The sequence below is a fragment of the Micromonospora sp. NPDC049903 genome (assembly GCF_044460945.1).
In the GTDB taxonomy this organism is placed as follows: Bacteria; Actinomycetota; Actinomycetes; order Mycobacteriales; family Micromonosporaceae; genus Micromonospora.
This window is the reverse complement of sequence record NZ_JBITKL010000003.1, coordinates 46511-70399: the sequence shown is the minus strand read 5'-3', so window position 1 is coordinate 70399 and position 23889 is coordinate 46511. Positions and strand designations below refer to the sequence as shown.

At 72.3% G+C, this 23889-nt stretch carries 22 protein-coding genes; 14 read left to right on the top strand and 8 right to left on the bottom strand.

Annotation, left to right across the window (positions count from 1 at the left end; translation table 11 throughout):
* Positions 1–427 precede the first annotated feature (427 nt).
* Genes ACIBO1_RS08110 through ACIBO1_RS08085 form a run of 6 tightly spaced genes read left to right on the top strand, consistent with a single transcriptional unit; the run spans position 428 to position 5737 of the window.
* Entirely contained in the window at positions 428–916 is a 489-nt protein-coding gene (locus ACIBO1_RS08110) for a YbaK/EbsC family protein (protein ID WP_396742588.1), read from the top strand.
* Positions 913–1656, top strand: a complete 744-nt coding sequence (locus ACIBO1_RS08105; protein ID WP_396742586.1) for a monooxygenase — start codon at positions 913–915, stop codon at positions 1654–1656. Before ACIBO1_RS08110 ends, ACIBO1_RS08105 begins: the two co-directional genes overlap by 4 nt.
* Positions 1653–2225 carry a GNAT family N-acetyltransferase gene (locus ACIBO1_RS08100; RefSeq protein ID WP_350696330.1) on the top strand — a complete coding sequence of 191 codons (573 nt, stop codon included), beginning with the start codon at positions 1653–1655 and terminating at the stop codon, positions 2223–2225. The genes ACIBO1_RS08105 and ACIBO1_RS08100 overlap by 4 nt, the downstream gene beginning before the upstream one ends.
* The gene (locus ACIBO1_RS08095) at positions 2222–3070 is read left to right on the top strand and encodes a carotenoid biosynthesis protein (protein ID WP_396742584.1); all 849 of its coding nucleotides are present in this window, start codon (positions 2222–2224) and stop codon (positions 3068–3070) included. The genes ACIBO1_RS08100 and ACIBO1_RS08095 overlap by 4 nt, the downstream gene beginning before the upstream one ends.
* Before the next feature lie 25 nt (positions 3071–3095).
* A complete protein-coding gene (locus ACIBO1_RS08090) occupies positions 3096–4217 on the top strand; it encodes a glycosyltransferase (RefSeq protein ID WP_396743265.1) in 1122 nt (373 codons plus the stop codon).
* A gap of 32 nt (positions 4218–4249) precedes the next feature.
* Positions 4250–5737 carry a phytoene desaturase family protein gene (locus tag ACIBO1_RS08085; protein WP_396742582.1) on the top strand — a complete coding sequence of 496 codons (1488 nt, stop codon included), beginning with the start codon at positions 4250–4252 and terminating at the stop codon, positions 5735–5737.
* A gap of 33 nt (positions 5738–5770) precedes the next feature.
* Here ACIBO1_RS08085 and ACIBO1_RS08080 read toward each other — a convergent pair whose 3' ends face one another.
* Together ACIBO1_RS08080 and metF are read right to left on the bottom strand one after the other, a co-directional pair.
* Positions 5771–6460: a CDP-alcohol phosphatidyltransferase family protein gene (locus tag ACIBO1_RS08080; RefSeq protein ID WP_396742580.1), complete on the bottom strand. Its 690-nt coding sequence runs from the start codon at positions 6458–6460 to the stop codon at positions 5771–5773.
* A gap of 43 nt (positions 6461–6503) precedes the next feature.
* Positions 6504–7421, bottom strand: a complete 918-nt coding sequence (gene metF, locus ACIBO1_RS08075; RefSeq protein ID WP_350696323.1) for a methylenetetrahydrofolate reductase [NAD(P)H] — start codon at positions 7419–7421, stop codon at positions 6504–6506.
* 154 nt (positions 7422–7575) lie between these two features.
* Here metF and ACIBO1_RS08070 point away from each other — a divergent pair, with 154 nt between their 5' ends.
* A complete protein-coding gene (locus ACIBO1_RS08070) occupies positions 7576–8658 on the top strand; it encodes a polyprenyl synthetase family protein (protein ID WP_396742577.1) in 1083 nt (360 codons plus the stop codon).
* Between the two features lie 58 nt (positions 8659–8716).
* Here the strand turns inward: ACIBO1_RS08070 and ACIBO1_RS08065 are convergent, their stop codons facing one another.
* Positions 8717–9091 (bottom strand): Rv2175c family DNA-binding protein, encoded by a 375-nt coding sequence (locus ACIBO1_RS08065; protein WP_396742575.1) that lies wholly within the window; start codon positions 9089–9091, stop codon positions 8717–8719.
* A 196-nt stretch (positions 9092–9287) separates the two neighbouring features.
* On the opposite strand from ACIBO1_RS08065, the gene pknB reads away from it, so the two are divergent.
* Both pknB and ACIBO1_RS08055 read left to right on the top strand, forming a co-directional pair.
* Positions 9288–11285 (top strand): Stk1 family PASTA domain-containing Ser/Thr kinase, encoded by a 1998-nt coding sequence (pknB, locus tag ACIBO1_RS08060; protein ID WP_396742573.1) that lies wholly within the window; start codon positions 9288–9290, stop codon positions 11283–11285.
* Positions 11285–12184, top strand: coding sequence for a deoxyribonuclease IV (locus ACIBO1_RS08055; RefSeq protein WP_396742571.1), 900 nt, complete (start codon positions 11285–11287; stop codon positions 12182–12184). The genes pknB and ACIBO1_RS08055 overlap by 1 nt, the downstream gene beginning before the upstream one ends.
* Positions 12185–12291: 107 nt before the next feature.
* Here ACIBO1_RS08055 and ACIBO1_RS08050 read toward each other — a convergent pair whose 3' ends face one another.
* From ACIBO1_RS08050 to ACIBO1_RS08035, 4 genes are all read right to left on the bottom strand, one after another.
* On the bottom strand, positions 12292–13320 hold the full coding sequence (locus tag ACIBO1_RS08050; RefSeq protein WP_396742569.1) for a threonine aldolase family protein: 1029 nt from the start codon (positions 13318–13320) through the stop codon (positions 12292–12294).
* A 50-nt stretch (positions 13321–13370) separates the two neighbouring features.
* On the bottom strand, positions 13371–14777 hold the full coding sequence (locus ACIBO1_RS08045) for a class II 3-deoxy-7-phosphoheptulonate synthase (RefSeq protein WP_396742567.1): 1407 nt from the start codon (positions 14775–14777) through the stop codon (positions 13371–13373).
* Between the two features lie 86 nt (positions 14778–14863).
* Positions 14864–15370: a hypothetical protein gene (locus tag ACIBO1_RS08040; protein ID WP_396742565.1), complete on the bottom strand. Its 507-nt coding sequence runs from the start codon at positions 15368–15370 to the stop codon at positions 14864–14866.
* Positions 15371–15597: 227 nt separating this feature from the next.
* Entirely contained in the window at positions 15598–17217 is a 1620-nt protein-coding gene (locus tag ACIBO1_RS08035) for a glycosyl hydrolase family 18 protein (protein WP_396742563.1), read from the bottom strand.
* 899 nt (positions 17218–18116) lie between these two features.
* Between ACIBO1_RS08035 and ACIBO1_RS08030 the strand changes: the two genes are divergently transcribed.
* The 5 genes from ACIBO1_RS08030 to ACIBO1_RS08010 all read left to right on the top strand — a co-directional run bounded on the left by ACIBO1_RS08030 (position 18117) and on the right by ACIBO1_RS08010 (position 23096).
* Positions 18117–19484, top strand: a complete 1368-nt coding sequence (locus ACIBO1_RS08030; RefSeq protein WP_396742561.1) for a betaine/proline/choline family ABC transporter ATP-binding protein — start codon at positions 18117–18119, stop codon at positions 19482–19484.
* A 23-nt stretch (positions 19485–19507) separates the two neighbouring features.
* Positions 19508–20368 (top strand): ABC transporter permease, encoded by an 861-nt coding sequence (locus tag ACIBO1_RS08025; RefSeq protein ID WP_396743263.1) that lies wholly within the window; start codon positions 19508–19510, stop codon positions 20366–20368.
* 98 nt (positions 20369–20466) lie between these two features.
* Positions 20467–21369 (top strand): glycine betaine ABC transporter substrate-binding protein, encoded by a 903-nt coding sequence (locus ACIBO1_RS08020; RefSeq protein ID WP_396742559.1) that lies wholly within the window; start codon positions 20467–20469, stop codon positions 21367–21369.
* A gap of 216 nt (positions 21370–21585) precedes the next feature.
* A complete protein-coding gene (locus ACIBO1_RS08015; protein ID WP_396742557.1) occupies positions 21586–22077 on the top strand; it encodes a glutathione peroxidase in 492 nt (163 codons plus the stop codon).
* A 347-nt stretch (positions 22078–22424) separates the two neighbouring features.
* Positions 22425–23096: an NADPH-dependent F420 reductase gene (locus ACIBO1_RS08010; RefSeq protein ID WP_396742555.1), complete on the top strand. Its 672-nt coding sequence runs from the start codon at positions 22425–22427 to the stop codon at positions 23094–23096.
* A 52-nt stretch (positions 23097–23148) separates the two neighbouring features.
* On the opposite strand, the gene ACIBO1_RS08005 is transcribed toward ACIBO1_RS08010, so the two are convergent.
* On the bottom strand, positions 23149–23721 hold the full coding sequence (locus ACIBO1_RS08005; protein ID WP_396742553.1) for a GNAT family N-acetyltransferase: 573 nt from the start codon (positions 23719–23721) through the stop codon (positions 23149–23151).
* Positions 23722–23889: the final 168 nt, after the last annotated feature.

The window sequence follows — 23889 nt, the reverse complement described above, 5'->3', positions numbered from 1 at the left end:
GCCGCCCCCCCCCCCGCGCGGCGCGGGCCGGCGGGGCGCGGCCCCCCCCCCCCCCCCCCGGGGCCGGGGGGGGGGGGGGGCGCCCCCCCCCCGCGGGGGGGGGGGGGGCGCCCCCCCCCACGGCCTGCCTGACGGGTCCGGACTCGCGACTGCCCGGAGCCCAGGTGCGATCCGCGGCACCGCACCTGTCGGGAGCCGGTGCCGCGAAACACCCGCCCCCGAGGGGTTGGAACGAACGTTCGATTTAGCCGGCGACGCCAGCAATCGAACACTCGTTCTAACTGCTGCTGACAGTACACCCTCCCCCTGACGAAAACGCAACGTGTGACGCGCCGGGCCAGCCACGTCACCCGCCTGGTCAGGGCGACCGGTTCCGCATGCTGTGGCCGGGTGCTCCGGCCGTCGGCGTACCGGGAAGAATGGCGGGATGCAGTCACACCCGAACGTCCAGGCGGTGCAGGACGCGCTCGACGGCCCGTACACCCGCAACGGCTCCGGCAAGCGGGCCCTGGTCCGGCTGCTGCCCGACGCGGTGCACACCGCGGCGGCCGCCGCCGAGGCGCTCGGGGTCGACGTGGGCGCGATCGCCAACTCGCTCGTCTTCGACGCCGACGGTGAACCGCTGCTGGTGCTCACCTCCGGCGCACACCGGGTGGACACCGACGTCCTGGCCGCCCGGCTCGGGGTCACCCGGCTGCGCCGGGCCACCCCGCAGTTCGTCAGGGAGCACACCGGCCAGGTGATCGGCGGGGTCGCCCCGGTCGGTCACCCGCGCCCGCTGCGTACGCTCGTCGACACCGCGCTGGAGAAGTACGACGAGGTCTGGGCCGCCGGTGGCGTGCCGCAGGCGGTCTTCCCCACCACGTACGCCGAACTGCTGCGGGTCACCTACGGGACCCCGACCGACGTGGCGTGAATACCACCGAGACCGTCCCCGAACTGGTCACCCTGCACGTGTGGCGGATTCCCCGGGCCGCCCTGGGCCGGGCGTTGGGCCGGATGGCGCTCGACCCGCGCCGGCTGCGCGCCCTGCCCGGCGTACGGTTCGGCAAGCTGCTCGGCACCGGGACCGGCACCGGCTTCGGGCCGGGCGACGCCGACCTCACCCGCTGGGCGGCGCTGACGGTGTGGGACTCCCCCGCCGCAGCGGCCGGGTTCACCGGCTCGCGGGTGGAGCGGGCCTGGTCCGGCATCGCCCGGTCCGGGGTACGCGTCGACCTGCGCCCACTGACCAGCCGGGGCGAGTGGTCCGGTCGGCGACCGTTCGGCGAGCCCGCCGGTGGGCCGGTCCACGGGCCGGTGCTGGCGCTGACCCGGGCCCGGCTGCGGCCGGCGCGGGCGCTCACCTTCTGGCGGGCCGTCCCACCGGTGGCCACCGCCCTGCACGCCGCGCCCGGCCTGCTGGCCCGTTTCGGCGTCGGCGAGGCGCCCCTGGGCTGGCAGGGCACGGTGAGCGTGTGGCGGGATCCGGCGGATCTGGTGGCGTTCGCGTACCGTCACCCGGAGCACCGGGCCGCGATCACCCGCACCCCGACCGAGCGGTGGTACGCGGAGGAACTCTTCGCGCGATTCGAGGTACGTGACGTGGTCGGTGACCGGACGGTACTGGGGTGGGTCGGCGACGCGGACGACCCGGCGAAGGGTGAGCGGGCATGAGGTTGGTGCGGTGGACGCCGGACGATCTCCTCCGGCGGCTGGACGACGTGGTCGCCGTCTACGGCGAGGCGATGGGATACCGCGCCGACCTGTTGGAGGCTCGCCGTGGCTACATCGCCACCCACGTACGCCGGCCCGGTTTCCGCGCCGTGGCCAGCCTGACCAGCGAGGGGCACCTGGCCGGCTTCGGCTACGGCTACGTCGGCGGGCCCGGCCAGTGGTGGCACGACCAGGTCTGGCGGGCGCTGGAGCAGGGCGACCGCAAACGCTGGCTGACCGACTGCTTCGAGGTGGTCGAGCTGCACGTCCGGCCACCGGCGCAGGGGCACGGCCTGGGCGCCGGTCAACTGCGTGCCCTGCTCACCATGGCCGAGGGCGCCACCACGCTGCTCTCCACCCCGGAGGCCGACGAGAGCACCTCGCGCGCCTGGCGGCTGTACCGCCGGTTCGGCTTCGTCGACGTGCTGCGCGACTTCCGGTTCCCCGGCGACGAGCGCCCGTTCGGCGTACTCGGTCGGGACCTGCCCCTGCCGGGGCCGACGCCACCGGCCCGTCCCGGACAGCCATGACGCCGTCCGCCCGCCGTGCCCGGGTCTACGCCTGGGCGATGCTCGCCCTGCTGGTGCTGGCCCAGATCGGCTATCCGTTGACCGACGGGACGACCCGGGCCCGACTGACCGTGGCCACCGTCGTGCTGGGCTACCTGCTCTCGGTCGGCCACGCGTTGTTGTCCCGGGGGCCGCGTACGGCCGCGGCGCTGATCGCCACCGCGACCGGGGGCGGGTTCGCCATCGAGGCACTCGGCGTCGCCACCGGCTTCCCGTTCGGCAGCTACGACTACTCGGGACAGCTCGGCCCGAAGCTGGCCGGCGTACCGCTGATCATCCCGCTGGCCTGGACCTGGATGGCCTGGCCGGCGTGGCTGGTGGCGACCCGGCTCACCGCGCGGATCGCGGTGGCGGCGGGCCGCTGGCGGTGGCCGACCCGGATCGCGCTGGCCACCGTAGGCCTGGCCACCTGGGACCTCTTCCTCGACCCGCAGATGGTGGCCGAGGGGCACTGGGTGTGGCGGGACCCGACCCCGGCGCTGCCCGGCCTGCCCGGCATCCCGATCAGCAACTACCTCGGCTGGCTGCTGTTCGCGGTGCTCATGATGACCGCGCTGCGTCCGCTCGCCGGACCGGCCGTGGACACCACCGACCACACCGACCATCCGTTGTACGCGCTCTACCTGTGGACGTACGGCTCCAGCGTGCTGGCCCACGCGGTCTTCCTGGACCTGCCCGCCTCGGCGCTGTGGGGTGCGGCCGGCATGTCGGTCGTCGCGGTGCCGCTGGCGATCAGCCTGCTGCGGCAGCGTCGCACAGGGCACACCGACAGCGAACCCCGGCTCCGGGCCGACGTCCCGGCATGAGCGAAGCGCCGGCGTGAGTGAGGCTCTGTCGCTCGCCGTGTTCGGCGTGCTCGTCGTGCTGACCGGGCACACCCTGGTCAACGCCGGCCGCTGGTTGCGCCGTCCCGCGTCGGGGCCGGTCGAGGTCACCGAAGCGGTGACGGTGCTGCTGCCGCTGCGCGACGAGGCCGCCCGGGTGACCCCGTGCCTGCGGTCCCTGCTCGCCCAGCGGGGCGTACCCGGGCTGCGGGTCGTGGTGCTCGACGACGGGTCCACCGACGGCACCGCCGACGTGGTCCGCGCGGTGGTCGGCGACGACCCCCGGGTCACCCTGGTCACCGGGATCGCGCCGCCGCCAGGCTGGCTGGGCAAGCCGCACGCCTGCTGGCAACTGGCCGACCGCGCCGACCCGTCGGCGACCGCGCTGGTCTTCGTGGACGCCGACGTGGTGCTCGACCGGTACGCGGTGGCGGCGGCGGTGACCGAGCTGCGGGCCGCCGGGGCGGCGCTGCTGTCGCCGTACCCACGGATCGTGGCGCGGACGGCGGCGGACCGGCTGGTGCAGCCGCTGTTGCAGTGGTTGTGGTTGACCTTCCTGCCGCTGCGCGCGATGGAGCGTTCGTCCCGGCCGTCGCTGGCCGCGGCGGGCGGTCAGTTCCTGGTCGTGGACCGCGCCGGTTACCTGCGGGCCGGTGGGCACGCGGCGGTTGCCGACCGGGTGCTGGAGGACATCGAGCTGGCCCGGGCGGTGAAGCGGTCCGGCGGCCGGATCGCCCTCGCCGACGGTTCCCGGCTGGCCGCCTGCCGGATGTACGACGACTGGCCGCAACTGCGCGACGGCTACACCAAGTCGCTGTGGGCCACGTTCGGGCATCCGCTCGCCGCCGCCGTGGTGATGTCCCTGCTGCTCCTGCTCTACACCGCGCCGCCGCTGGTCGCCGTCGGCGCGCTGCTGGCCGGTGCGCCGGTGGTGGCCGGGCTCGCGCTGTCGGCGTACCTGCTGGGGGTGGTCGGGCGGGTGGTCAGCGCACGCGCCACCGGCGGCCGGGCCTGGCCCGACGCGCTGGGCCACCCCGTGTCGGTCGCGGTCCTCGGTTGGTTGACCCTACGGTCGTACCATCTGCGCAAGCGGCGGCGCCTGTCCTGGCGCGGCCGACCGGTCGGCTAGGCCCTGGTAGGCCCACTCTGGGAGGACATCGCATGGCGCGGATCGTGGTCGTCGGCGCCGGAGTGGGTGGACTGGCGGTCGCCGCCCGGCTGGCCGTCACCGGTCACCAGGTGACCGTCCTCGAACGGGCCGACACGGTCGGCGGCAAACTCGGGCGGTACACGCACGACACCGCCTCCGGGCCGTTCCACTTCGACACCGGTCCCAGCCTGCTCACCCTGCCCGGGATCTTCCACGAGCTGTTCGAGGCGACCGGGGCCAAGCTCGACGAGTACGTCGACCTGGTCGAACTGGACCCGATCGTGCGGCACGTCTTCCCCGACGGTGGGCCGGTGCTCGACTCCTGCGCCGACCCGACGGAGTTCGCCGCCCGCATCGCCGCCACCCTCGGCGACCGGGCGGCGGCCGACTGGCAGCGGCTGTGGCGGCGCGCCGGCCGGGTGTGGCGGGCCTCCGAGCACGACATCCTGCGCCGCCGCGTCGACTCGCCCCGGGACCTGACCCGGCTGGCCTGGCGGCTCGGCGACCTGGCCGCCATCCGGCCCGGACAGAGCCTGCGCGGGCTGGGTCGCGCCCACCTGTCCGACCCCCGGCTGCGGATGCTGCTGGACCGGTACGCCACCTACACCGGCGCCGATCCGCGCCGCGCGCCCGCCGCGCTGGTCGCGGTCCCCTACGCGGAGTTGGCGTTCGGCGGCTGGTATCTGCGCGGCGGGCTGGGCAGCCTCGCCGACGCGCTGCTGTCGCGCTGCCTGGACCTCGGCGTGGTCGTCCGCACCGGCGCCACGGTCACCCGGATCGACGCGGCGGGCGGGCGGGTGCACGGCGTACGCGTCGACGGGCAGACCGCCCCGGTGCCGGCCGACGTGGTGGTGGCCAACGTCGACGCGCTCACCGTCTATCGGGACCTGCTGCCCGACCCGCGCCGGCTGGCCGGGCTCACCGACCGCAGCCTGGCCGGTTTCGTGCTGCTGCTCGGCGTACGCGGCGACTCCGGGCTGGCCCACCACACCGTCTTCTTCCCGCACGACTACGACGCCGAGTTCGACGCGATCTTCGGTGCCCCGGGGCGGGGCGTACGCGCCCGTCCGGCCACCGACCCGACGGTCTTCGTCACGGTGGCGGACGACCCGGCGGTCCGCCCGGCCGGACACGAGTCGTGGTTCGTGCTGGTCAACGCCGCCCGCCACGGCACCGCGCCCGGTGCGGTGGACTGGCGGCGGCCGGGGCTGGCGGCGGCGTACGCGGACCGGATCCTGGACGTGCTGGCCGAGCGGGGCATGGACGTCCGGGACCGGTTGGTGTTCCGTGAGATCCGTACCCCGGCCGACCTGGCCGACTCCACCAGCGCGCCGGGTGGAGCCATCTACGGTACGGCCGGTGGTCTGCTCCGCCCCGCGAACCGGGGAGCGGCGCACGGACTGTGGCTGGTCGGCGGCTCCAGCCACCCGGGCGGTGGCCTGCCGATGGTGACCCTGTCCGCGCAGATCGTCGCCGACGAGATCGGGCCCGCCTGGTAGGGGGTGGGGTGGCACCGAGGCACCGGCGGCGGGTCAGTCGGCGTCGATCAGGGCCCGGCGGACGGCGGAGAGCAGTTGGCCCAGGCCGAAGGCGGCCAGCAGCACCCACACCGCTGTCGCCATGGTGATCGTGCCGGCCGCCAGGTCCAGCTCGATCAGCCCGGTCAGACCGGCCAGCAACAACCCGGCGACGGCCACGCAGACCCGGGTGGGCCGCTCCCCCACCGTCACCGCGCCGATGTCGCGCATCCCGGCGGCGACCGCCCGGGCCCGGACGTACTCGTGCAGCCAGGACAGCGCGCCCGCCGCGGCGACCAGCCCACCCGGCGCGCCGACCAGCCAGAACGCCACCAGCCAGGCGGCCTCGCCGATCCGGTCGGCCAGCGAGTCGTAGACGTAGCCGAGCCGGGTCGTGCGGCCGGTGGCCACCGCCACCGCGCCGTCGACGCTGTCCGCCACCGAGGCGAGCAGCACGAACAGCGCGGCCAGGAACGGCCCGTCGCCCGGCCGCCCGGCGACCAGCGGTACGCAGAGGCAGAGCAGCACGCCGAAGACGGTGACCGCGGTCGGGCCGACCCGGAGCCGGCACAGCAGGAAACCGACGTGGTAGGCGAAACGGAGCCAGCCGCGTACCACGGGGGTGGCCGCCCGGGGGTCGAACCCGCCGTGCAGCCGGGCCCACGCCGTGGCGTACTCGTTCCAGTTCAGCTGTCTGCCCACCACGGTTCAACCGACCCGACGGCGCTGAGGTGTCGCGCCCGCCGCGTCACGTCGCGGCGCCCACCCGCAGGTTCTGCCAGATCTCACGGGTCGCGGTGGAACGGTTGAAGGTGATGAAGTGGATGCCGGGAACGCCCTCGTCGAGCAGTCGCCGGCACATCTCGCTGGTCTGCTCGATACCGAGACGGCGGACCGCCTCCGGATCGTCGGCTACCCGCTCGAACCGCGCGGCCAGGGCCGGCGGGAACGGTGCCCCGGAAAGCTGCTCGGAGCGTTCGATCGTGCCGATCTTGGTCACCGGCATCACGCCGGCCAGGATCGGCGTGTCGCACCCGGCGGCGGCCACCCGGTCACGCAGGCGCAGGTACTCGTCGGCGTCGAAGAACATCTGGGTGATCGCGAACTCGGCGCCGGCCCGGCACTTGCGGACGAAGTAGTCGGTGTCGGTGTCGACATCCGGCGAGCGCGGGTGACGGTACGGGAAGGCGGCGACGCCGACACTGAAGTCGCCGGAGCGGCGGACCAACCGGACCAGGTCCTCGGCGTAGTTCACTCCGTCCGGGTGCGGCACCCACTCGCCGTTGGGGTCGCCGGGCGGGTCGCCCCGCACCGCCAGCACGTTGCGCACCCCGACACTGGCCAGCCGACCGATCACGTGCCGCAGCTCGGCCACCGAGTGGTTGACCGCGGTCAGGTGGGCCATCGGCAGCAGGGTGGTCTCGGTGGCCACCCGTTCGGTGACCGCGACCGTGGTGTCCCGGGTCGTACCGCCGGCACCGTAGGTGATCGAGACGAACGAGGGGCGCAACGGCTCCAACTCGCGGATCGCCTGCCAGAGCTGCCGCTCACCCTGCTCGGTCTTGGGCGGCATGAACTCGAAGGAGAAAGTCGGCTGGCAGTCGCGGACCAACTCCCCGATCGCCGGTTGCGAGTTCGGGAGGATCGAGGGAAGTCCGAGCGCCACGCACCGACTCTAGCGGCCGGTCCCGCGTACCCCCAGCACCTTCCCAGGGGTGGGGACGTGGCCGGCGCCCGCCGGAAGGCGGGGTGACCCAGCCACGGCGCGCCGGACGGTGGGTGGGTCGCCGTGTCCGGCCCCGACCCATTAGCGTCGGGACGTGACCCACGCTGCTCCTGTCTCCCCCGTCGACCGTGCCGGCCTGCGCCAACGCGTCGACAAGGCACTGGCCGACTTCCTCGCCGCCCGCCGAACCTGGATGACCGGCGTCGACGACGCGCTGGTGCCGGTGGCCGAGGCGATCGAGGCGTTCGTGCTCGGCGGCGGCAAGCGGCTGCGGCCCGCCTTCGCCTACTGGGGGTACCGGGGCGCCGGTGGGGTGGACACCGATCCGGTGGTGACCGCCCTGGCCGCGCTGGAGTTCGTCCAGGCCAGCGCCCTCATCCACGACGACCTGATGGACCGGTCGGACACCCGACGGGGTGAGCCGGCGGTGCACCGTCGGTTCGCCACCCGGCACCGGTCGGCCGGCTGGGGCGGCGACCCCGACGGGTTCGGCGACGCGGCGGCGATCCTGCTGGGTGACCTCTGCCTGGTCTGGTCCGACGAGCTGCTGCACTCCGCCGGGCTCGACCCGCGGACGGTGGCGCGTGCCCGGCCGGACTTCGACGAGATGCGCACCGAGGTCACCGTCGGGCAGTACCTGGACGTGGTGACCCAGGCGACCGGCGACACCTCGCTGGAGCGGGCCGGCAAGGTCGCCCGGTACAAGTCGGCGAAGTACACGGTGGAGCGGCCGCTGCTGCTCGGCGCGGCGCTGGCCGACGCGCCCGCCGACGTCCGCATCGCCTACTCGGCGTACGGGCTGCCGCTGGGCGAGGCGTTCCAGTTGCGCGACGACGTGCTGGGCGTCTTCGGCGACCCCGCGCAAACCGGTAAGCCGGCCGGTGACGACCTGCGCGAGGGCAAGCGGACGTACCTGGTCGCGGCGGCGATGGAGGCCGCCGACGAGGCCGGGCGCGCGCTGCTGCTCGCCGGGCTCGGCGACGCCGACCTGGACGCCGAGGGCGTGGCCCGGCTGCGTGAGCTGATCACCTCGACCGGGGCGCTGGCCCGCACCGAGCAGCGCATCGTCACGCTCACCGACGCGGCGCTCGCCGCGCTGACCGCGGTGGACCTGGACACCGAGGCCCGGCAGGCCCTGGTGGACCTGGCCATCGCCGCCACCCGCCGGGCCGACTGACCGGTGCGCTCCGCGACCGGGCCGGCGGCCCGGTCGCGGCGGGTCGGGGGCGGTCGGGTCAGAAGCCGAGGGCCTGCGCGCGACGCTTGATCTCGCGGGCCTGGTCGCCGGCCAGGGCGGCGGCGGGGGTGCCACCGGGCAGGGAGGCGTCGGGCTCGTAGAGCCAGCGCAGCGCGGCCTCGTCGTCGTAGCCGGCGTCGGCCAGCAGGTTGAGCACGCCGGGCAGGTGCTTGAGCACGGTGCGGTTGGCCACCAGGTCGGCGGGGATCCGCCGGACGCCGTCGCGGCGTACCGCGATCAGCTCACGATCCCGGATCAGCTGGTGGACCTTGCTGATCGTCAGGTCGAGCCGTTCGGCGACGTCCGGCAAGGTCAGCCAGTCGGCGGGGCCGGCCTCGGGCGCGGTGCCCTCGGCGGGTACGGAGTCGGTCACCGGACCACCCTGCCATGCCACCCTCCCCCCGGGTCAACGACCTCCCGTCAGCGCGCTGAGCAGGGACGGCGGAACCCGGAGTACGCAGGGTGGCCCCACGGAGGCGGCTGCGGCGGTAGCATCCTGTTCTGCCTCTCCACCTTCACCGGAAACAAAAATTCTACCTACCACCCCCGGACACATAGACTCCCTGCCGATGGACACACAGGTCGCCGACACGTTGCTGGGCTCGCTGATCGACGGGCGCTACCGCATCCGCGGTCGCGTGGCTCGTGGCGGCATGGCGACCGTGTACACCGCCACCGACGAGCGGCTCGAACGCACCGTCGCACTGAAGACCATTCACGCCACCGCCGGTGCCCCGGGACGCCCCGGGCTGGCCGGCTTCGTCGACCGCTTCACCGACGAGGCCAAGACCATCGCCCGGCTCACCCACCCCAACGTGGTGGCCGTCTACGACCAGGGCACCCACGACGGGATGCCCTACCTCGTGATGGAGTACGTGCGCGGTCGCACGCTGCGCGAGGTGCTGGCCGAGCGACGCCGGCTCAACCCGGACGAGGCGCTGGCGATCACCGAGCAGGTACTGGCGGCCATCGCCGCCGCCCACCGGACCGGGTTGGTGCACCGCGACATCAAGCCGGAGAACGTGCTGGTCGCCGAGGCGCCCAGCGGCGGCCCGGCCAACCTCGTCGACGGGGTGGTCAAGGTCACCGACTTCGGGCTGGCCCGGGCGGTCGAGGCCAGCACCGACCACGACAACGGCAACCAACTGATGGCCACCGTGGCGTACGTCGCGCCGGAGCTGGTCACCGACGGCCGCGCGGATGCCCGCACCGATGTCTACTCGGCGGGCATCATGCTGTTCGAGATGCTCACCGGCCGGGTGCCGTACGAGGGTGACCGGCCGATCGACATCGCCTGGCAGCACGTCGACCGGGACGTCCCGGCACCGTCCTCGCTGGTCCCCGGCCTGCCCAGGGTGCTCGACGACCTGGTGGCCCGGGCCACCCGACGTGACCCGGCGGCCCGTCCCGCCGACGCCGGTGCCCTGCTGGCCGAGGTGCAGGTGGCCCGGGACGGCCTCGGCACCGCGAACAGTCACACCACCATGCTGCCGTCGCTCGCCGACACGCCGGTGGTCTCCCAGCCGACGATGGTGGTCTCGACGGTTCGCCCGCCCGAGCGGCCGCCCTGGGCCCGGCTGCCCGAGGACAGCGCCGGTCCCCCGCCCCGGGGCCGACGCCGGGCCGCCCCGAGTGGCGGCGACGGACTGCCCGCCCAGTTGGCCGCGCTGCGGGCCCGCCTGTTCGGCGGGGACTCCGGCGGGCGCCTGGCCATCGCCGCCGTCGTGGTGGTGCTCGGGCTGGTCGCCGCGCTCGGTGGCTGGTGGTTCGGGGTCGGCCGGTACACCACCGCGCCGGAGCTGGTGAGCATGAGCAAGGCCGAGGCGGAGTCCCAGGCGTCCCAGGGCGGCTTCACGATCCGCTACGCCGAGCCCCGGCACGACGATCAGGTGCCACGCGACGGCGTGCTGGCGCAGGAGCCGGCTTCCGCCGCCCGGGTCCTCAAGGGTGGCACCATCACCCTGACCCTGTCGCTGGGACCGGACCGGTTCCCGATGCCGGACGTGGTCGGCAAGGACTTCGACCTGGCCGAAGCGGATCTGGCCAACGCACAGCTCGAGATCGTCAAGGGCCCGGCCCGGTTCGACGACGGTCTGCCCGAGGGCATGGTGGTGGCCACCAAGCCGGAGGCGGGCGAGGAGGTCAAGCCGGGGCAGGAGATCACCGTCTTCCTCAGCAAGGGACGGGCCCCGATCACCGTGCCGAACCTGGTCGGCAAGAGCCTCAACGAGGCGCGCGGGATCATCGGCCAGCTCGGCCTGGTGCTGGTCGAACCGACCTACAAGGAGTCCGACAAGCCCCGCGACGAGGTGCTCGGGCAGAGCCCGGCCGACGGCAGCGGAGTGGAGAAGGGCGCCCAGGTCCGGCTGGAGGTCAGCGAGGGGCCGCCGCAGGTGACCGTGCCCCGCGTCGTCGACCTGCCCTGCCAGCAGGCCAAGCAGGTGCTGGAGAGCCAGGGCTTCCAGGTCTCCGTGCAGTTCAACCCGAACGCCGTCGCCCGCTTCCAGAACCCGAGCGAGAACGCCCAGGTGCCGCCCGGCAGCCAGATCACCATCGGGTGCTTCTGATGACGGCCGCGCACCCCGGCCACCGGCCGCTCAGCTCGCACGGCCACCGGCCGCTCGGCTCGCACACGCCCACCTCCGGAGGGCTGGCGAAAGCGGCACTGCCGTACGTCGACGGGGCCGGGTCCGAGGTGGCCCAGGTCTACGTCGGCAACTCCCGGGGCTGGGCGACGCCGGCCGGTGACCCGGTGCAGGACGCGCTGTTCCGCGACGGCTGCGCCGAACGCGGCGTGAGCGCCTACATTCACGCGTCGTTGCTGGTCAACCTGGGGTCGCCGACGGAGGCCACGGTCGAGCGTTCGGTGCAGAGCCTGGCCCACGCGCTGCGCCGGGGTGCCGCGATCGGCGCGCGGGCGGTGGTGTTCCACGCCGGCAGCGCGGTCGACGCCGGGCACGCCGAAGCGGCCATGCGGCAGGTACGCGAGTCGCTGTTGCCGCTGCTCGACTCGGCCGCCGCCAGTGACGGGCCGATGCTGCTGGTGGAGCCGAGCGCCGGTGGCGGCCGGTCCCTGGCCAGCCGGGTGGAGCATCTCGGGCCCTACCTCGACGCGGTGGACCGCCATCCCTGGCTCGGCGTCTGCTTCGACACCTGCCACGCCTGGGCCGCCGGGCACGACCTGGCCGCCGAGGGCGGAATGACCGAGACGCTGGACACCCTGGTGGCCACCGTCGGCGCGGACCGGCTGCGGCTGGTGCACGCGAACGACTCGAAGGACCTGTGCGGTTCCACCCGCGACCGGCACGAGACCATCGGCAAGGGCCTGATCGGCGAACCGGCCTTCGCCGAGCTGATGCGGCACCCGGCCACCGCGGGCGTGCCGATCCTGGTGGAGACGCCCACCGAGGGGTACGAAGGCCACGCCGCCGACATCGCCACGCTGCGCCGCCTCGCCCCCGCCTGACCGTCTGACCGAGCCGGGCCGGGCTCCCCGGGTCTCCGGCGTCCGGCCGGCCGTACCCGCTGGCCTGCCGGCCCGCCGCCACGCGCGCGGACGCGGCGGCCGGTGGGTCAGCGGCGCAGGATGCGGGTGAGCACGGTGGCGGCCCGGTCCACCTCGTCGTCGGTGACGTCCAGGTGGGTCACCAGCCGGGCGGTACGCGGGCCGAGGACCGAGACCAGGACACCGTCGGCACGAGCTGCGGCGGCCAGCGCCGGCGCGTCCAGGGACGCCTTGGTCAGGTCCAACGGGACCAGGTTCGTCCGCGCGGCATTCGCCAGCACCCCGAACGGGGCGATCGCCTCGGCCAGCCGGGCCGCCTTCGCGTGGTCCTCGGCGAGCCGGTCGACGTGGTGTGCCAGCGCGTACCGTCCGGCGGCGGCCAGGAAGCCGGCCTGGCGCATCCCGCCCCCCATCCGCTTCCGGATCAACCGGGCCCGGTCGATCCGCTCGGCACTGCCGATCACCAACGAGCCGACCGGTGCGCCCAGCCCCTTGGACAGGCAGACCGACAGCGTGTCGAAGAGCGCACCGTACCCGGCCAGCGGCACCCCGTCGGCCACGTGCGCGTGCCAGATCCGGGCACCGTCGCAGTGCAGCGCCGCCTGCGCGGAGTCGGCCACCTCCCGCAACACGCGGAGCGTGTCCAGCGGGATCACCCCGCCGCCGCCCCGGTTGTGGGTCTGCTCCACGGCGATCGCCCGGGTGGGCACCGCCCAGTAGCCGTCCGGCCGGACCATGCCGGCGACCACGTCGGGGTCGATCTGCGCGCCCACCGCCGGCCAGGTCCGCGAGGTGATCCCGCCGTACGCGGCAGCCGCGCCCATCTCGTACGTGATGACGTGCGCGTCGGCGTCGCAGAGCAACTCCGCGCCGGGCGGCACCACCAGTTGCAGGGCGATCTGGTTGGCCATCGACCCGCTCGGGCAGAACAGCGCCGCCTCGTGCCCGAACAGCGCGGCGACCTCGGCCTCCAGCGCGTTGACCGTCGGGTCCTCGCCGTAGACGTCGTCGCCGACCTCGGCGGTGGCCATCGCCTCCCGCATCCCGGCGGTCGGCCGGGTCACCGTGTCCGACCGCAGATCGATGAAATCAGCCACTGTTGTCCCTTCGGCCGCCGACTGCGGGGCTCGCAAGCTCACTCCTCGCGTCAGCCACGGAGCATCTCCGCTACGAGGAACGCCAACTCCAGCGACTGCTGGGTGTTCAGGCGGGGGTCGCAGGCGGTCTCGTACCGGCCGGGCAGGTCCAGGTCGGCGATGCCCTGCGCGCCGCCCAGGCACTCGGTGACGTCCTCGCCGGTCAGCTCGACGTGCAGGCCGCCCGGGTGGGTGTCCAGCCCCCGGTGCACCTCGAAGTAGCCCAGCACCTCGTCGACGATCCGGTCGAAGTGCCGGGTCTTGTAGCCGTTGGACGACTCGTGGGTGTTGCCGTGCATCGGGTCGCACTGCCACACCACCTTGGCCCCGGCGGCGGTCACCTTCGCCACGATCGGCGGCAGCGCGTCCCGGACCTTGTGGTTGCCCATCCGGCTGATCAGCGTGAGCCGGCCGGGGATGTTGTCCGGGTTGAGCTTCTCGCACAGCTCGATGGCGTCGTCCGGGGTGGTGGTCGGGCCGAGCTTGACGCCGATCGGGTTGGCGATGCGGGAGATGAAGTCGATGTGCGCCCCGTCGAGCTGCCGGGTCCGCTCGCCGATCCACAGGAAGTGCCCGGACAGCCCGTACGGCCGGTTGTCGGAGACCCGGGTCAGCGCGCGGTCGTACTCCAGCGCCAGGGCCTCGTGGGAGCAGTAGAGGGTGACCGTACGCAGCGCCTCGTCGTCGGTCATCCCGCAGGCCCGGATGAAGGCCATCGCCCGGTCGATCTCCCGGGCGATCGCCTCGTACCGCTCGCCGGCCGGGGAGTTGCGCACGAAGCCCTTGTTCCAGTCGTGCACGGCGTGCAGGTCGGCGAGCCCACCGGCGAGGTACGCGCGGAGCATGTTCATCGCGGCGGCCGAGTTCGCGTACGCCCGGATCATGCGCTGCGGGTCGGCGACGCGCGCCTCCGGCGTGGCCTCCAGCGAGTTGATCATGTCGCCGCGATAGGCCGGCAGCCCCCGGGCGTCGGTCGGCAGCGACCGGGGCTTGGTGTACTGCCCGGCCACCCGAGCCACCTTGACCACCGGCAGCGAGGCGCCGTAGGTGAGCACGATCGCCATCTGCAGCAGCGTGCGGGCGTTGGCCAGCAGGTGGCTCTCGGTGTTGTCGGCGAAGGTCTCCGCGCAGTCACCGCCCTGGAGCAGGAACGCCTTGCCCTCGCAGACCAGGGCGAGGCGCTGGCGGAGCTGGTCGACCTCGTACGGCGCGACCACCGACGGGACCCTGTCCAGGACCTTGCAGACCTCCGCCACCTGGGCCTGGTCCGGCCAGGGTGGGGTCTGGGCCCGGGGCAGCTCCCGCCAGCGGTCCAGGCCGAGGGCCTCGTCCTCGGCGGAGTTCACGGTCGGACGGCTGGTCTGCAACACCGGGCTGCCCACCGACGGATGGCTCAACTGATGCCACTCATGGCGCATGAATCCCAGCGTACGGCGACCGGCCGGGTGGGCGACCGGCGAGGGGCCGGGTTCCGGCAGATGGACGCGTCAGGCGAGCGCGCAGGTCACGGAGTCGACGCCGGGGCGCTGCCGTCCGGCGCCACCGGCGCGGGGCTGTTCCCGCCCGGCCGTTCGGCGGAGATGCACCAGTCGAGCCCGTCCCGGGTGACCGTGAACAGCAGCGCGCGGGTGGCCTCGCGGCGACCGGCGGTCACCGTGACCGAGACGCTGACCTCCTGTCCGGCCTCTCCGGGCCGGATGTCGACGATCTCGGAGCGGGGCACCTCGAAGTGGTCGGCGAAGTCACCGTTGGGGCCGGTGGCGGCCCCGTCGAACGCCTCGTGCAGCGCGGCGCAGAGCTGGCTGCGCCCGGCCGCCACGTCCTTGGCCGCCATCGCGTCGAGGTACGCCTGCACCCGCTCGCGCGCCTTGGTCATGGCTTCCTCGGCGGGGGCCCGACCGGGCTGCTCCGCCTCGTCCTCCCCGCCCAGCAGGCCGCACCCGACCAGCGCGGCCGGCATGGTCGCGAGCAGCACAGCGGTGACGACGGTTCGCCGGAATCTCGTTGGCATCGCTGTCGTGACCTCCCGCCCGCTCGATCGGCGAGTCTGTCACACCCGCCCTTGGTGTAAGGAAGGGACCCTTCCTATCGCTTTTTGTATAGGAAGGGTCCCTTCCTTACACGCACCCCCGCACCCCCGCACCCCCGCACCCCCCGCGTGGTGCGCGGTGGGCAGGCGGACGGGGAGGGGCCGGTGCGGCCCCTCCCCGTCGTGTGGGTGATGCGTCGGCCTTCGGCTCAGCCGAGACCGCCCTTGATGGCGCCGATCAGCTCACCGTTGCTGGTGTCTCCGGAGAGCTCCCAGAAGAACGCGCCACCGAGGCCCTGGTTCTTCGCGTACGTCATCTTGCCGCCGATGGTGGACGGGGTGTCGTAGCTCCACCAGTTGCTGCCGCACTTGGCGTACGCGGTGCCGCCGACGGTGCCGGTGGCCGGGCAGGTGTTCTTGAGTACCTTGTAGTCCTCGATGCCCTGCTCGTAGGTGCCGGGGGCGGGCCCGGTCGCGGTGCCGCCGGGCGTCGTCTGGGTCACGCCGGTCCAGCCCCGGCCATAGAAGCCGATGCCGAGCAGCAGCTTGTTGGCGGGGATGCCCTTGCTCTTGAGCTTCTGGATGGCGGCGTCCGACCAGAAGCCCTGCTGCGGGATGCCGGTGTACGAGTTGAGCGGCGAGTGCGGGGCGGTGGGGCCCTGCGGGGCGAAGGCGCCGAAGTAGTCGTACGTCATCGGCATGATCCAGTTGAGGTGGGTCGCGGCGCCGGCGTAATCGGTCGCGTCGATCTTGCCGCCGTTGCTGCCGTCCGCGGTGATCGCGGCGGTCACCAGCGCCGAGGAACCGAACCGGGTACGCAGCGCGCTGACCACGTTCTTGAACGCGTTCGGGCCGCTGGCGTCACAGGTCAGGCCGCAGGCGTTGGGGTACTCCCAGTCGATGTCGATGCCGTCGAAGACGTCCGCCCAACGCGGGTCCTCGACCATGTTGTAGCAGCTCTCCGCGAAGGCGGTCGGGTTCTGCGCGGCCTGGGTGAAGCCGCCGGACCAGGTCCAGCCGCCGACCGAGAAGATCACCCTGATGTGCGGGTACATCTTCTTGAGCTTGCGCAGTTGGTTGAAGTTGCCCCGCAGCGGCTGGTCCCAGGTGTCGGCGACGCCGTCGACGCTCTCCGCCGCGGTGTACGCCTTCTCGTAGTCGGCGTAGCTGTCACCGATGGTGCACCGGCCGCCGGTGGTGTTGGCGAACGCGTACAGGATGTGGGTCAGCTTCGACGCCGAGCCGCTGGTGTGGATGTTCTTGACGTGGTAGTTGCGTCCGTAGACGCCCCACTGGGTGAAGTAACCGACCACCTTCTGGCCGCTCGGCGGCGGCGTGGTCGGGGGCGGGGTGGTGGGCGGCGGAGTCGTGGGCGGAGCGGTGGTCGGCGGGGTGGTGGTGGGCGGCGTCGTGGTGGGCGGCGGGGTACCGCCGCCGCAGGCCACGCCGTTGACCGTGCAGTTCAACGGCGCGCGGTACGCACCGGTGCCGTTGTAGCCCCAGCTGAAGGAGGCGCCCGGGGCCAGCCCACCGGCCCAGCTCTTCTTGACGGCCACGTAGCGGTTGCCGTCGCGGGTGACGTCGGCGTCCCAGGAGCTGCTGATGCTGGTGCCCGAGGGCAGCTCGAACTCGATGCGCCAGGTGCTGACGGTGGCGGTCGAGCCGTTGGTGACGGTGACCCGCGTCTCGTGACCGGTCCCCCAGTCCGACACCCGGCTGAACGAGGTGGTCACGCTTCCGGCGCCGAACGCCGAGGCCATCGGGACCGTGGCGACGGTCACCGCGACCACGGCGCCGACCCAGAGGGCCCGGCGGAGCGATCTCTTCATGTGGCGTCTCCAAACAGTTAGGAAACTTTCCAAAAGGATGAGGAGACGCTACTCACACGACACCACTTCGTCAAGATGTCCATGTATCGATCCCGGCGCGATCGGGACCCGCTCCACCCCCGGGAGCACACCGCCCCCGAGCAGCGGAACCGGCACCCCGCCACCCGGCGACACACCCGCAGGCCCGGCCGGACCACCCTCCCGTGGGGGCGCAATCGGGCACATCACCTCACGCGAGCGCCGCGCCCGGCATCCCCGTGCCTGGCGTCGGATCGACGACGGCATCGAGCCCCACCGCCGGAGTCTCAATCAATGCCGGTCGACATCTGTCGATCGCCGACCCTGCGGCCAACCGCAGGAATTCGGGGCCCGCCGGAACCGTATAGATCCCATGGAGATTCCGTCTCGGTTTCACGAAGGTTCCATGTCGAATCCATGAATATCCACATCGGTCGAATTCACCGTACGCAATGACGCAGCGAACCCGATCGACGGAGAATGTGGTACGGCCGGATCCACAGGGCGCGTGGAGTCATGCGGACAAGCAGAAGTCATCGGGACACTACGGCTACGCTCCGTGAGCGCCATCACGCTCGATATAAACCATTTTGCCCGATAAAATCCACCATCGGAGGTACCCGCCAGTTACCCGATCCTCCATCCCGGAACTGCACTTCTGCCACCCATACTGTCCGCAATGGCCGACACCGCAACGTATTCCAATCGCTCCGCTTCCGGCCCGGGATCGCAACGAGGTTTTCGTCAACGGAAACTCTTCGGGTAGGGTCTTGTCTCGCTCACCCGGGACTGTCCTGCCTCCGGCCGGCCCACGGAACGACAGATTATCGATAGATGCGCGTACGTCGCCCGAGAATGACGTCGTACCATAAGCCCTTGGAATGGAGACCGTGTCCGCACTCAGAGTGAACTCCCTGTACAAGGTCTACGGGAACCGCGCCGACAAGGCGATGGCAATCCTCAGGAACAGCGCAGGCCGGGACGAGGAGCTGGCGGGGCTACCGGTCACGGCTGCGGTCGTCGACGCGAACTTCGAGGTCAGACGCGGCGAGATCTTCGTGGTCATGGGCCTGTCCGGCTCGGGGAAGTCCACCCTGATCCGGATGCTCAACGGGCTGCTGCCCGCCACGCACGGCACGGTGGAGGTCGACGGGGTCGACATCACCACGCTCAAGCCCGCCGCGCTGCGCAAGCTGCGCCGCGAGAAGATCAGCATGGTCTTCCAACACTTCGCGCTCCAGCCGCACCGGTCGGTGCTGGACAACGCCGGCTACGCGCTGGAGGTCGCGGGCATGCCCCGCGCCGAGCGCCGGGAGAAGGCGCTGCAGGCGCTCCGGATGGTCGACCTGGACAAGTGGGCGGACAAGCTGCCGCAGGAACTGTCCGGCGGCATGCGCCAGCGGGTCGGCCTGGCCCGCGCGCTCGCCGCCGGCACCGACATCATGCTGATGGACGAGGCCTTCTCCGCGCTCGATCCGCTCATCCGCCGCGAGGTGCAGGACCAGCTCCTCGAACTACAGGCCGAGCTCGGCAAGACGATCGTGTTCATCACGCACGACCTCAACGAGGCGATGCGCCTCGGCGACCGGATCGCGGTCATGCGAGCCGGCCGGATCGTCCAGATCGGCACCGCCGAGGAGATCCTCACCGACCCGTCCAACGACTACGTCGCCCAGTTCGTCGCCGATGTCGACCGGACCAGGATCCTCACCGCGGCGGCGGTCATGGAGCGGCCGCTCGGCGTCGTGGACGTGAACTCCGGCCCGCGGGTGGCCGCCCGCGTGCTGCGCGAGACCCAGACGTCAGCCGTCTACATCACCGGCCGCGACAAGCGGTACCTGGGCACCGTGACCGCCGACGACGCCACCCGGGCGGTCCGGGACGGAATGACCAACCTCCAGGAGATCGTGTCGACCGAGTACGCCCGAATGGTCGACGACACGACGCCGGTGGCCGACATCTTCGCGCCCTGCGCCGAGAGCCCGGCGCCCGTCGCCGTGGTCGACGCGACCGGGCGGCTCGCCGGCGTGATCCCACGGGTCACGCTGCTGAGCGCCCTGGGCAGCATCAGCGCTGACCTCGGCGAACAGACCGCCACGCCGGAGCCCGCCGGAACGACGCCGACCGCCGACGCGGTCCAGGCGGGCGGAACGGCCGACACGACGCCGCCCGGAAGCGACACCGCACCGCAGGTACCGGTCCAGGTGGTTGCCGAGCCATCGGTCCGCCTCACGGGAGGATCCGCGTGAACCGCGCCGACGGTCTCGACGACATGCTGCCGTATATCCGGATCGGCGACGCGTTCAAAAGCGCCGTCGACTGGTCGAGGGAGCATCTGTCCGCTGTCTTCGACGGCATCGCCGCCACCGTCGACGCGCTGGTCGAGCCGCTGGTTGACCTACTGACGGCACCACCGGCGATCGTCATGGTGCTGATCTTCGCCGGCCTCGGCTGGTGGCTGCGGAGCTGGAAGTTCGGCCTCGGCACCGCACTCGGACTCGGCATGGTCGCCGGGATGCCGATCTGGAACCAGACCATGAGCACCCTGGCGCTGGTCCTGGTGGCCAGCGGACTCGCCCTGCTGCTCGCCGTACCGACGGGCATCTTCATCGCGGAGAACCGCCGCGCCTCGGCGATCGTCCGACCGGTCCTCGACCTGATGCAGACGATGCCCGCATTCGTCTACCTGATCCCGGCCATCTTCTACTTCGGTGTCGGCGCCGTGCCCGGCGTGCTGGCCACCGTGGTGTTCAGCATGCCGCCCGGCGTACGCCTGACCGAGTTGGGCCTGCGCCAGGTCGACCGCGAGGTCATCGAGGCCGGCGAGGCGTTCGGCGCCTCGCCGTGGAAAATCCTGCTGCGCACCAAACTGCCACTGGCCCTGCCCACCATCATGACCGGCGTCAACCAGGTCATCATGCTGGCGCTGTCGATGGTCGTCATCGCCGGCATGGTCGGTGCCGGTGGCCTCGGTGAGGTCATCATGACGGCACTCGCCCGGGTTCAGGTCGGCGCGGGCTTCGAGGGCGGCATCGCCGTGGTGATCCTGGCGGTGGTGCTCGACCGCCTCACCGATTCGATCGGCGCGCGTACCGCGTCCGCGAAGGCGCAACGCGCCATGCAACGAGCCTGATCCCCCGTCCTGACCCACGCAGGGAAGTCCCGTTGCCGGTGCCCTGCCTCGCTACCGCGAGTTCCGCCGGTGCACAGCAACGAGGGAAGGAATCCCACATGTGGAGCAGTAAACTGGTGCGCCGGGTCGCGCTGGCGGCCACCGCCGCCCTGGCGTTGACCGGCGCCGCCGCCTGCGGCAACTCCGACGATTCTGCCGGCGGTGACAACAAGAAGATCACCATCGGCTACATGTCCTGGGACGAGGCCATCGCCGCCTCGTACCTCTGGAAGAACCTGCTGGAGGAGAAGGGCTACGAGGTCGAGCTCAAGAACGTCGAGGCGGGCATCGTCTACCAGGGCCTGTCGACGGGCGACATCGACCTCTTCCTCGACAGCTGGCTGCCGCAGACGCACGCCGACTACATGAAGGAGTACGGCGACAAGCTCGAGAAGCTCGGCGTCTGGTACGACGACGCCCGCCTGAGCATCGCCGTGCCCGAGTACGTCAGCGACGTCAACTCGCTGGAGGACCTGGCCGACAAGGCCGACACCTTCAACGGCGAGATCATCGGCATCGAGCCGGGCGCCGGCCTGACCGCCGCCACCCAGGACAAGGTCATCCCGGAGTACGGTCTGACCGGCAAGCTGAGCCTGAAGACCTCGTCGACCCCGGCCATGCTGGCCGCGCTGGACGGCGCGATCAAGGACCAGAAGCCGATCGTGGTGACCCTGTGGCACCCGCACTGGGCCTACGCGAACTACCAGCTGAAGGACCTGGCGGACCCGAAGGGCACGCTGGGCGGCACCGAGGAGATCAACACCCTGGCCCGTGAGGGCTTCAGCGCGGACTTCCCCGAGGCCGCCGAGATGCTGAAGAAGTTCAAGATGGACACCCAGCAGCTCGGCTCGCTGGAAGACCTGATGTTCAACGTGCACCAGGACGACGAGGAGAAGGCCGTCGAGGAGTGGCTGAAGGCCAACCCGGACTACGCCGGCACGCTCGAACCCGCCGCCTCCTGACGAATCGACACTGAGTGATCCGCCGCCGGTGGTGGGGCCCATGTGGTCCCGCCACCGGCGGCGGCCGTGCGTCGGTTGCTGTAGCACACCGCCGATGCCTGCTCCGGCTTCCGCGAGCCGCGCCGCACCAGCCGTCGGCCGACCACCGGTTACCGAGGGGTAGATCACCGCGCGGCGCTCCGGGCAGCCGGACCATGCGGCGGTAGCCTCGCCGTCATGACCGTCTTCGACATCCCGATCGGCGCGCTCACCGGCGGCACCGCCGACCTCTCCCAGTACCGTGGCCAGTCGCTGCTGGTGGTCAACGTGGCATCCCGCTGCGGCCTCACCCCGCAGTACACCGGCCTTCAGGAACTCCAGGACGAGTACGCCGACCGGGGCCTGGTGGTGCTCGGTGTGCCGTGCAACCAGTTCGCCGGCCAGGAACCGGGCAGCGCCGCCGAGATCAGCGAGTTCTGCCAGGTCAACTACGGGGTGAGCTTCCCGCTGACGGAGAAGGTCGACGTCAACGGTCCGGACCGCCACCCGCTCTACGCCGCTCTGGTGCAGACCCCCGACGCCGACGGCCACACCGGCGACGTCCGCTGGAACTTCGAGAAGTTCCTGGTCGCCCCGGACGGCACCGTCGCCGCCCGGTTCGCCCCCACCGTCACCCCCGACGACCCGACCCTGCGCGCCACCGTCGAGAAGACCCTCCCCACCCCCTAACCCGCCATCCCCCACCCCCGACGGTGTGCGTCACCGGAGTTGACCAAGGAGTTTGCACGCTCAGACCTGCCCCTTCCGTGACCAAACTTCTTGATCAACGCGGGGGTCGGCGTCTGGGCGGGATGCTTGCGCCTGGACGGGGCAAGCATCCGCGTGCACAGTCACACACTCAGGCCCGGCGATCATGGAGTTGCGGCAGGAGTTTTGCCCCAAAAAATGCCGGTTCGGGTGCGCCACGAGTCCATGATCGGCGAGGTGGACCGGATCCGGCGCGAACCCGGGGTCGGTGGCCTGCGGCGGGGGTAGGTTCGGACGTGACGGGTCGGCGTGGGGCGAAAGGGGTGGACGTGTCGGTCGTGGGGCTCATCGGGAGCGGGCACATCGGGAGCGCCGTGGCACGGCTGGCGGTGGCCGCCGGGTACGAGGTGGTGGTGAGCAACTCGCGCGGGCCGGAGACGCTCGCCGACCTGGTCGACGAGCTGGGCCCGAGCGCCAGCGCGGGCACCGCCGACGCCGCCGCCGAGGCCGGTGACCTGGTGGTGGTCACCATCCCGCTCAAGGCGTACCGGTCGGTGCCGGTCGCGCCGTTGGCCGGCAAGGTCGTCATCGACACCAACAACTACTACCCGCAGCGGGACGGCCGGTTCCCCGAGCTGGACGAGGGCACCGCCACCAGCAGCGAGCTGCTGCAACGTCACCTGCCCGAGGCGCGCGTGGTGAAGGCGTTCAACAACATCCACTTCAGGCACCTGTCCTCGCTGGCCCGACCGGCCGGCGCGGCCGACCGCAGCGCACTGCCGATCGCCGGGGACGACGCCGAGGCCAAGGCCGTCGTCACCGCGTTCCTCGACCGCATCGGCTACGACGCGGTGGACGCCGGCGCCCTCGCCGAGAGCTGGCGATTCCAGCCGGACACCCCGGCCTACGGCACGGTCTATTCCGCCGACCCGGCCAACTGGCAGCAGGAGGCCCCCGGCGACGCCGACAAGCTGCGGGCGGCGCTGGCCGAGGCCGGCTGACCCGTCAGCCCCCGTTCGGCCGCCGGCGCGGGTGGCGACCCCGGCTCCAGGTTCAACCGTCGCCGGCCGCCGCGCCCTCGCGGCGGGCCCGCCACTCCGGCGCCAGCACCGACCAGACCTCCAGGTCGACCCGCCCGCCCGGGCGGGACAACACCTCCCGGAGTACGCCGTCGCGCCGCATCCCGAGCCGACGGGCCACCGCGATACTGCGGACGTTGCCGGCGTTGGTGCGCCACTCGACCCGGTGCAGGCCACGCTCGACCAGCGCCCAGTCGATGATGCGTTCGACCGCGCGAGTCACCAGGCCACGCCCCTCGGCCGCCGGTTCCAGCCAGCAGCCCGCCTCGCAGACCCCGGTCGCCGCGTCGAACGACACCAACAGCACCCCGCCGACCAGCCGGTCACCGAGCCAGATGCCCCAGATCCCGCCGCTGTCCCGGGCCCACCGGTCCGCGTAGCGCTGCAACACCTGCCGCGCACCGTCCAGGTCGCTCGCCACGAAGGACGGCCCCACCCAGGGTGCGATGTGCTCCCGGGCCCGGTCGAGGTTGGCCAGGAACTCCTCGGCGTGCCACGGATCGAGCGGACGCAGTTGCGCGTCCCCGGTCAGGGTGATGGCGAACATCGAGGTGCCTCCACTCGTTGCGTCGCGACGGTCCGTGTGGTCCGGAGGCCAAGCTGCATGCCGACGAGAACCCCGACGACGGTACGCCGTATCGGTCGTCACCTCGAAGACGTCTTCGTGACCTACGATCGGATCCGAGACCGTAGGGTGACCATAGTCGGACCGGTT

Bases quoted from the DNA above. Each gene is read 5' to 3' on its own strand.
- ACIBO1_RS08110 (WP_396742588.1), top strand. From the start codon at position 428: ATGCAGTCACACCCGAACGTCCAGGCGGTGCAGGACGCGCTCGACGGC.
- ACIBO1_RS08100 (WP_350696330.1), top strand. From the start codon at position 1,653: ATGAGGTTGGTGCGGTGGACGCCGGACGATCTCCTCCGGCGGCTGGAC.
- ACIBO1_RS08095 (WP_396742584.1), top strand. From the start codon at position 2,222: ATGACGCCGTCCGCCCGCCGTGCCCGGGTCTACGCCTGGGCGATGCTC.
- ACIBO1_RS08085 (WP_396742582.1), top strand. From the start codon at position 4,250: ATGGCGCGGATCGTGGTCGTCGGCGCCGGAGTGGGTGGACTGGCGGTC.
- pknB (WP_396742573.1), top strand. From the start codon at position 9,288: ATGGACACACAGGTCGCCGACACGTTGCTGGGCTCGCTGATCGACGGG.
- ACIBO1_RS08055 (WP_396742571.1), top strand. From the start codon at position 11,285: ATGACGGCCGCGCACCCCGGCCACCGGCCGCTCAGCTCGCACGGCCAC.
- ACIBO1_RS08045 (WP_396742567.1), bottom strand. From the start codon at position 14,777: ATGCGCCATGAGTGGCATCAGTTGAGCCATCCGTCGGTGGGCAGCCCG.
- ACIBO1_RS08040 (WP_396742565.1), bottom strand. From the start codon at position 15,370: ATGCCAACGAGATTCCGGCGAACCGTCGTCACCGCTGTGCTGCTCGCG.
- ACIBO1_RS08035 (WP_396742563.1), bottom strand. From the start codon at position 17,217: ATGAAGAGATCGCTCCGCCGGGCCCTCTGGGTCGGCGCCGTGGTCGCG.
- ACIBO1_RS08030 (WP_396742561.1), top strand. From the start codon at position 18,117: ATGGAGACCGTGTCCGCACTCAGAGTGAACTCCCTGTACAAGGTCTAC.
- ACIBO1_RS08025 (WP_396743263.1), top strand. From the start codon at position 19,508: ATGCTGCCGTATATCCGGATCGGCGACGCGTTCAAAAGCGCCGTCGAC.
- ACIBO1_RS08020 (WP_396742559.1), top strand. From the start codon at position 20,467: ATGTGGAGCAGTAAACTGGTGCGCCGGGTCGCGCTGGCGGCCACCGCC.
- ACIBO1_RS08015 (WP_396742557.1), top strand. From the start codon at position 21,586: ATGACCGTCTTCGACATCCCGATCGGCGCGCTCACCGGCGGCACCGCC.
- ACIBO1_RS08005 (WP_396742553.1), bottom strand. From the start codon at position 23,721: ATGTTCGCCATCACCCTGACCGGGGACGCGCAACTGCGTCCGCTCGAT.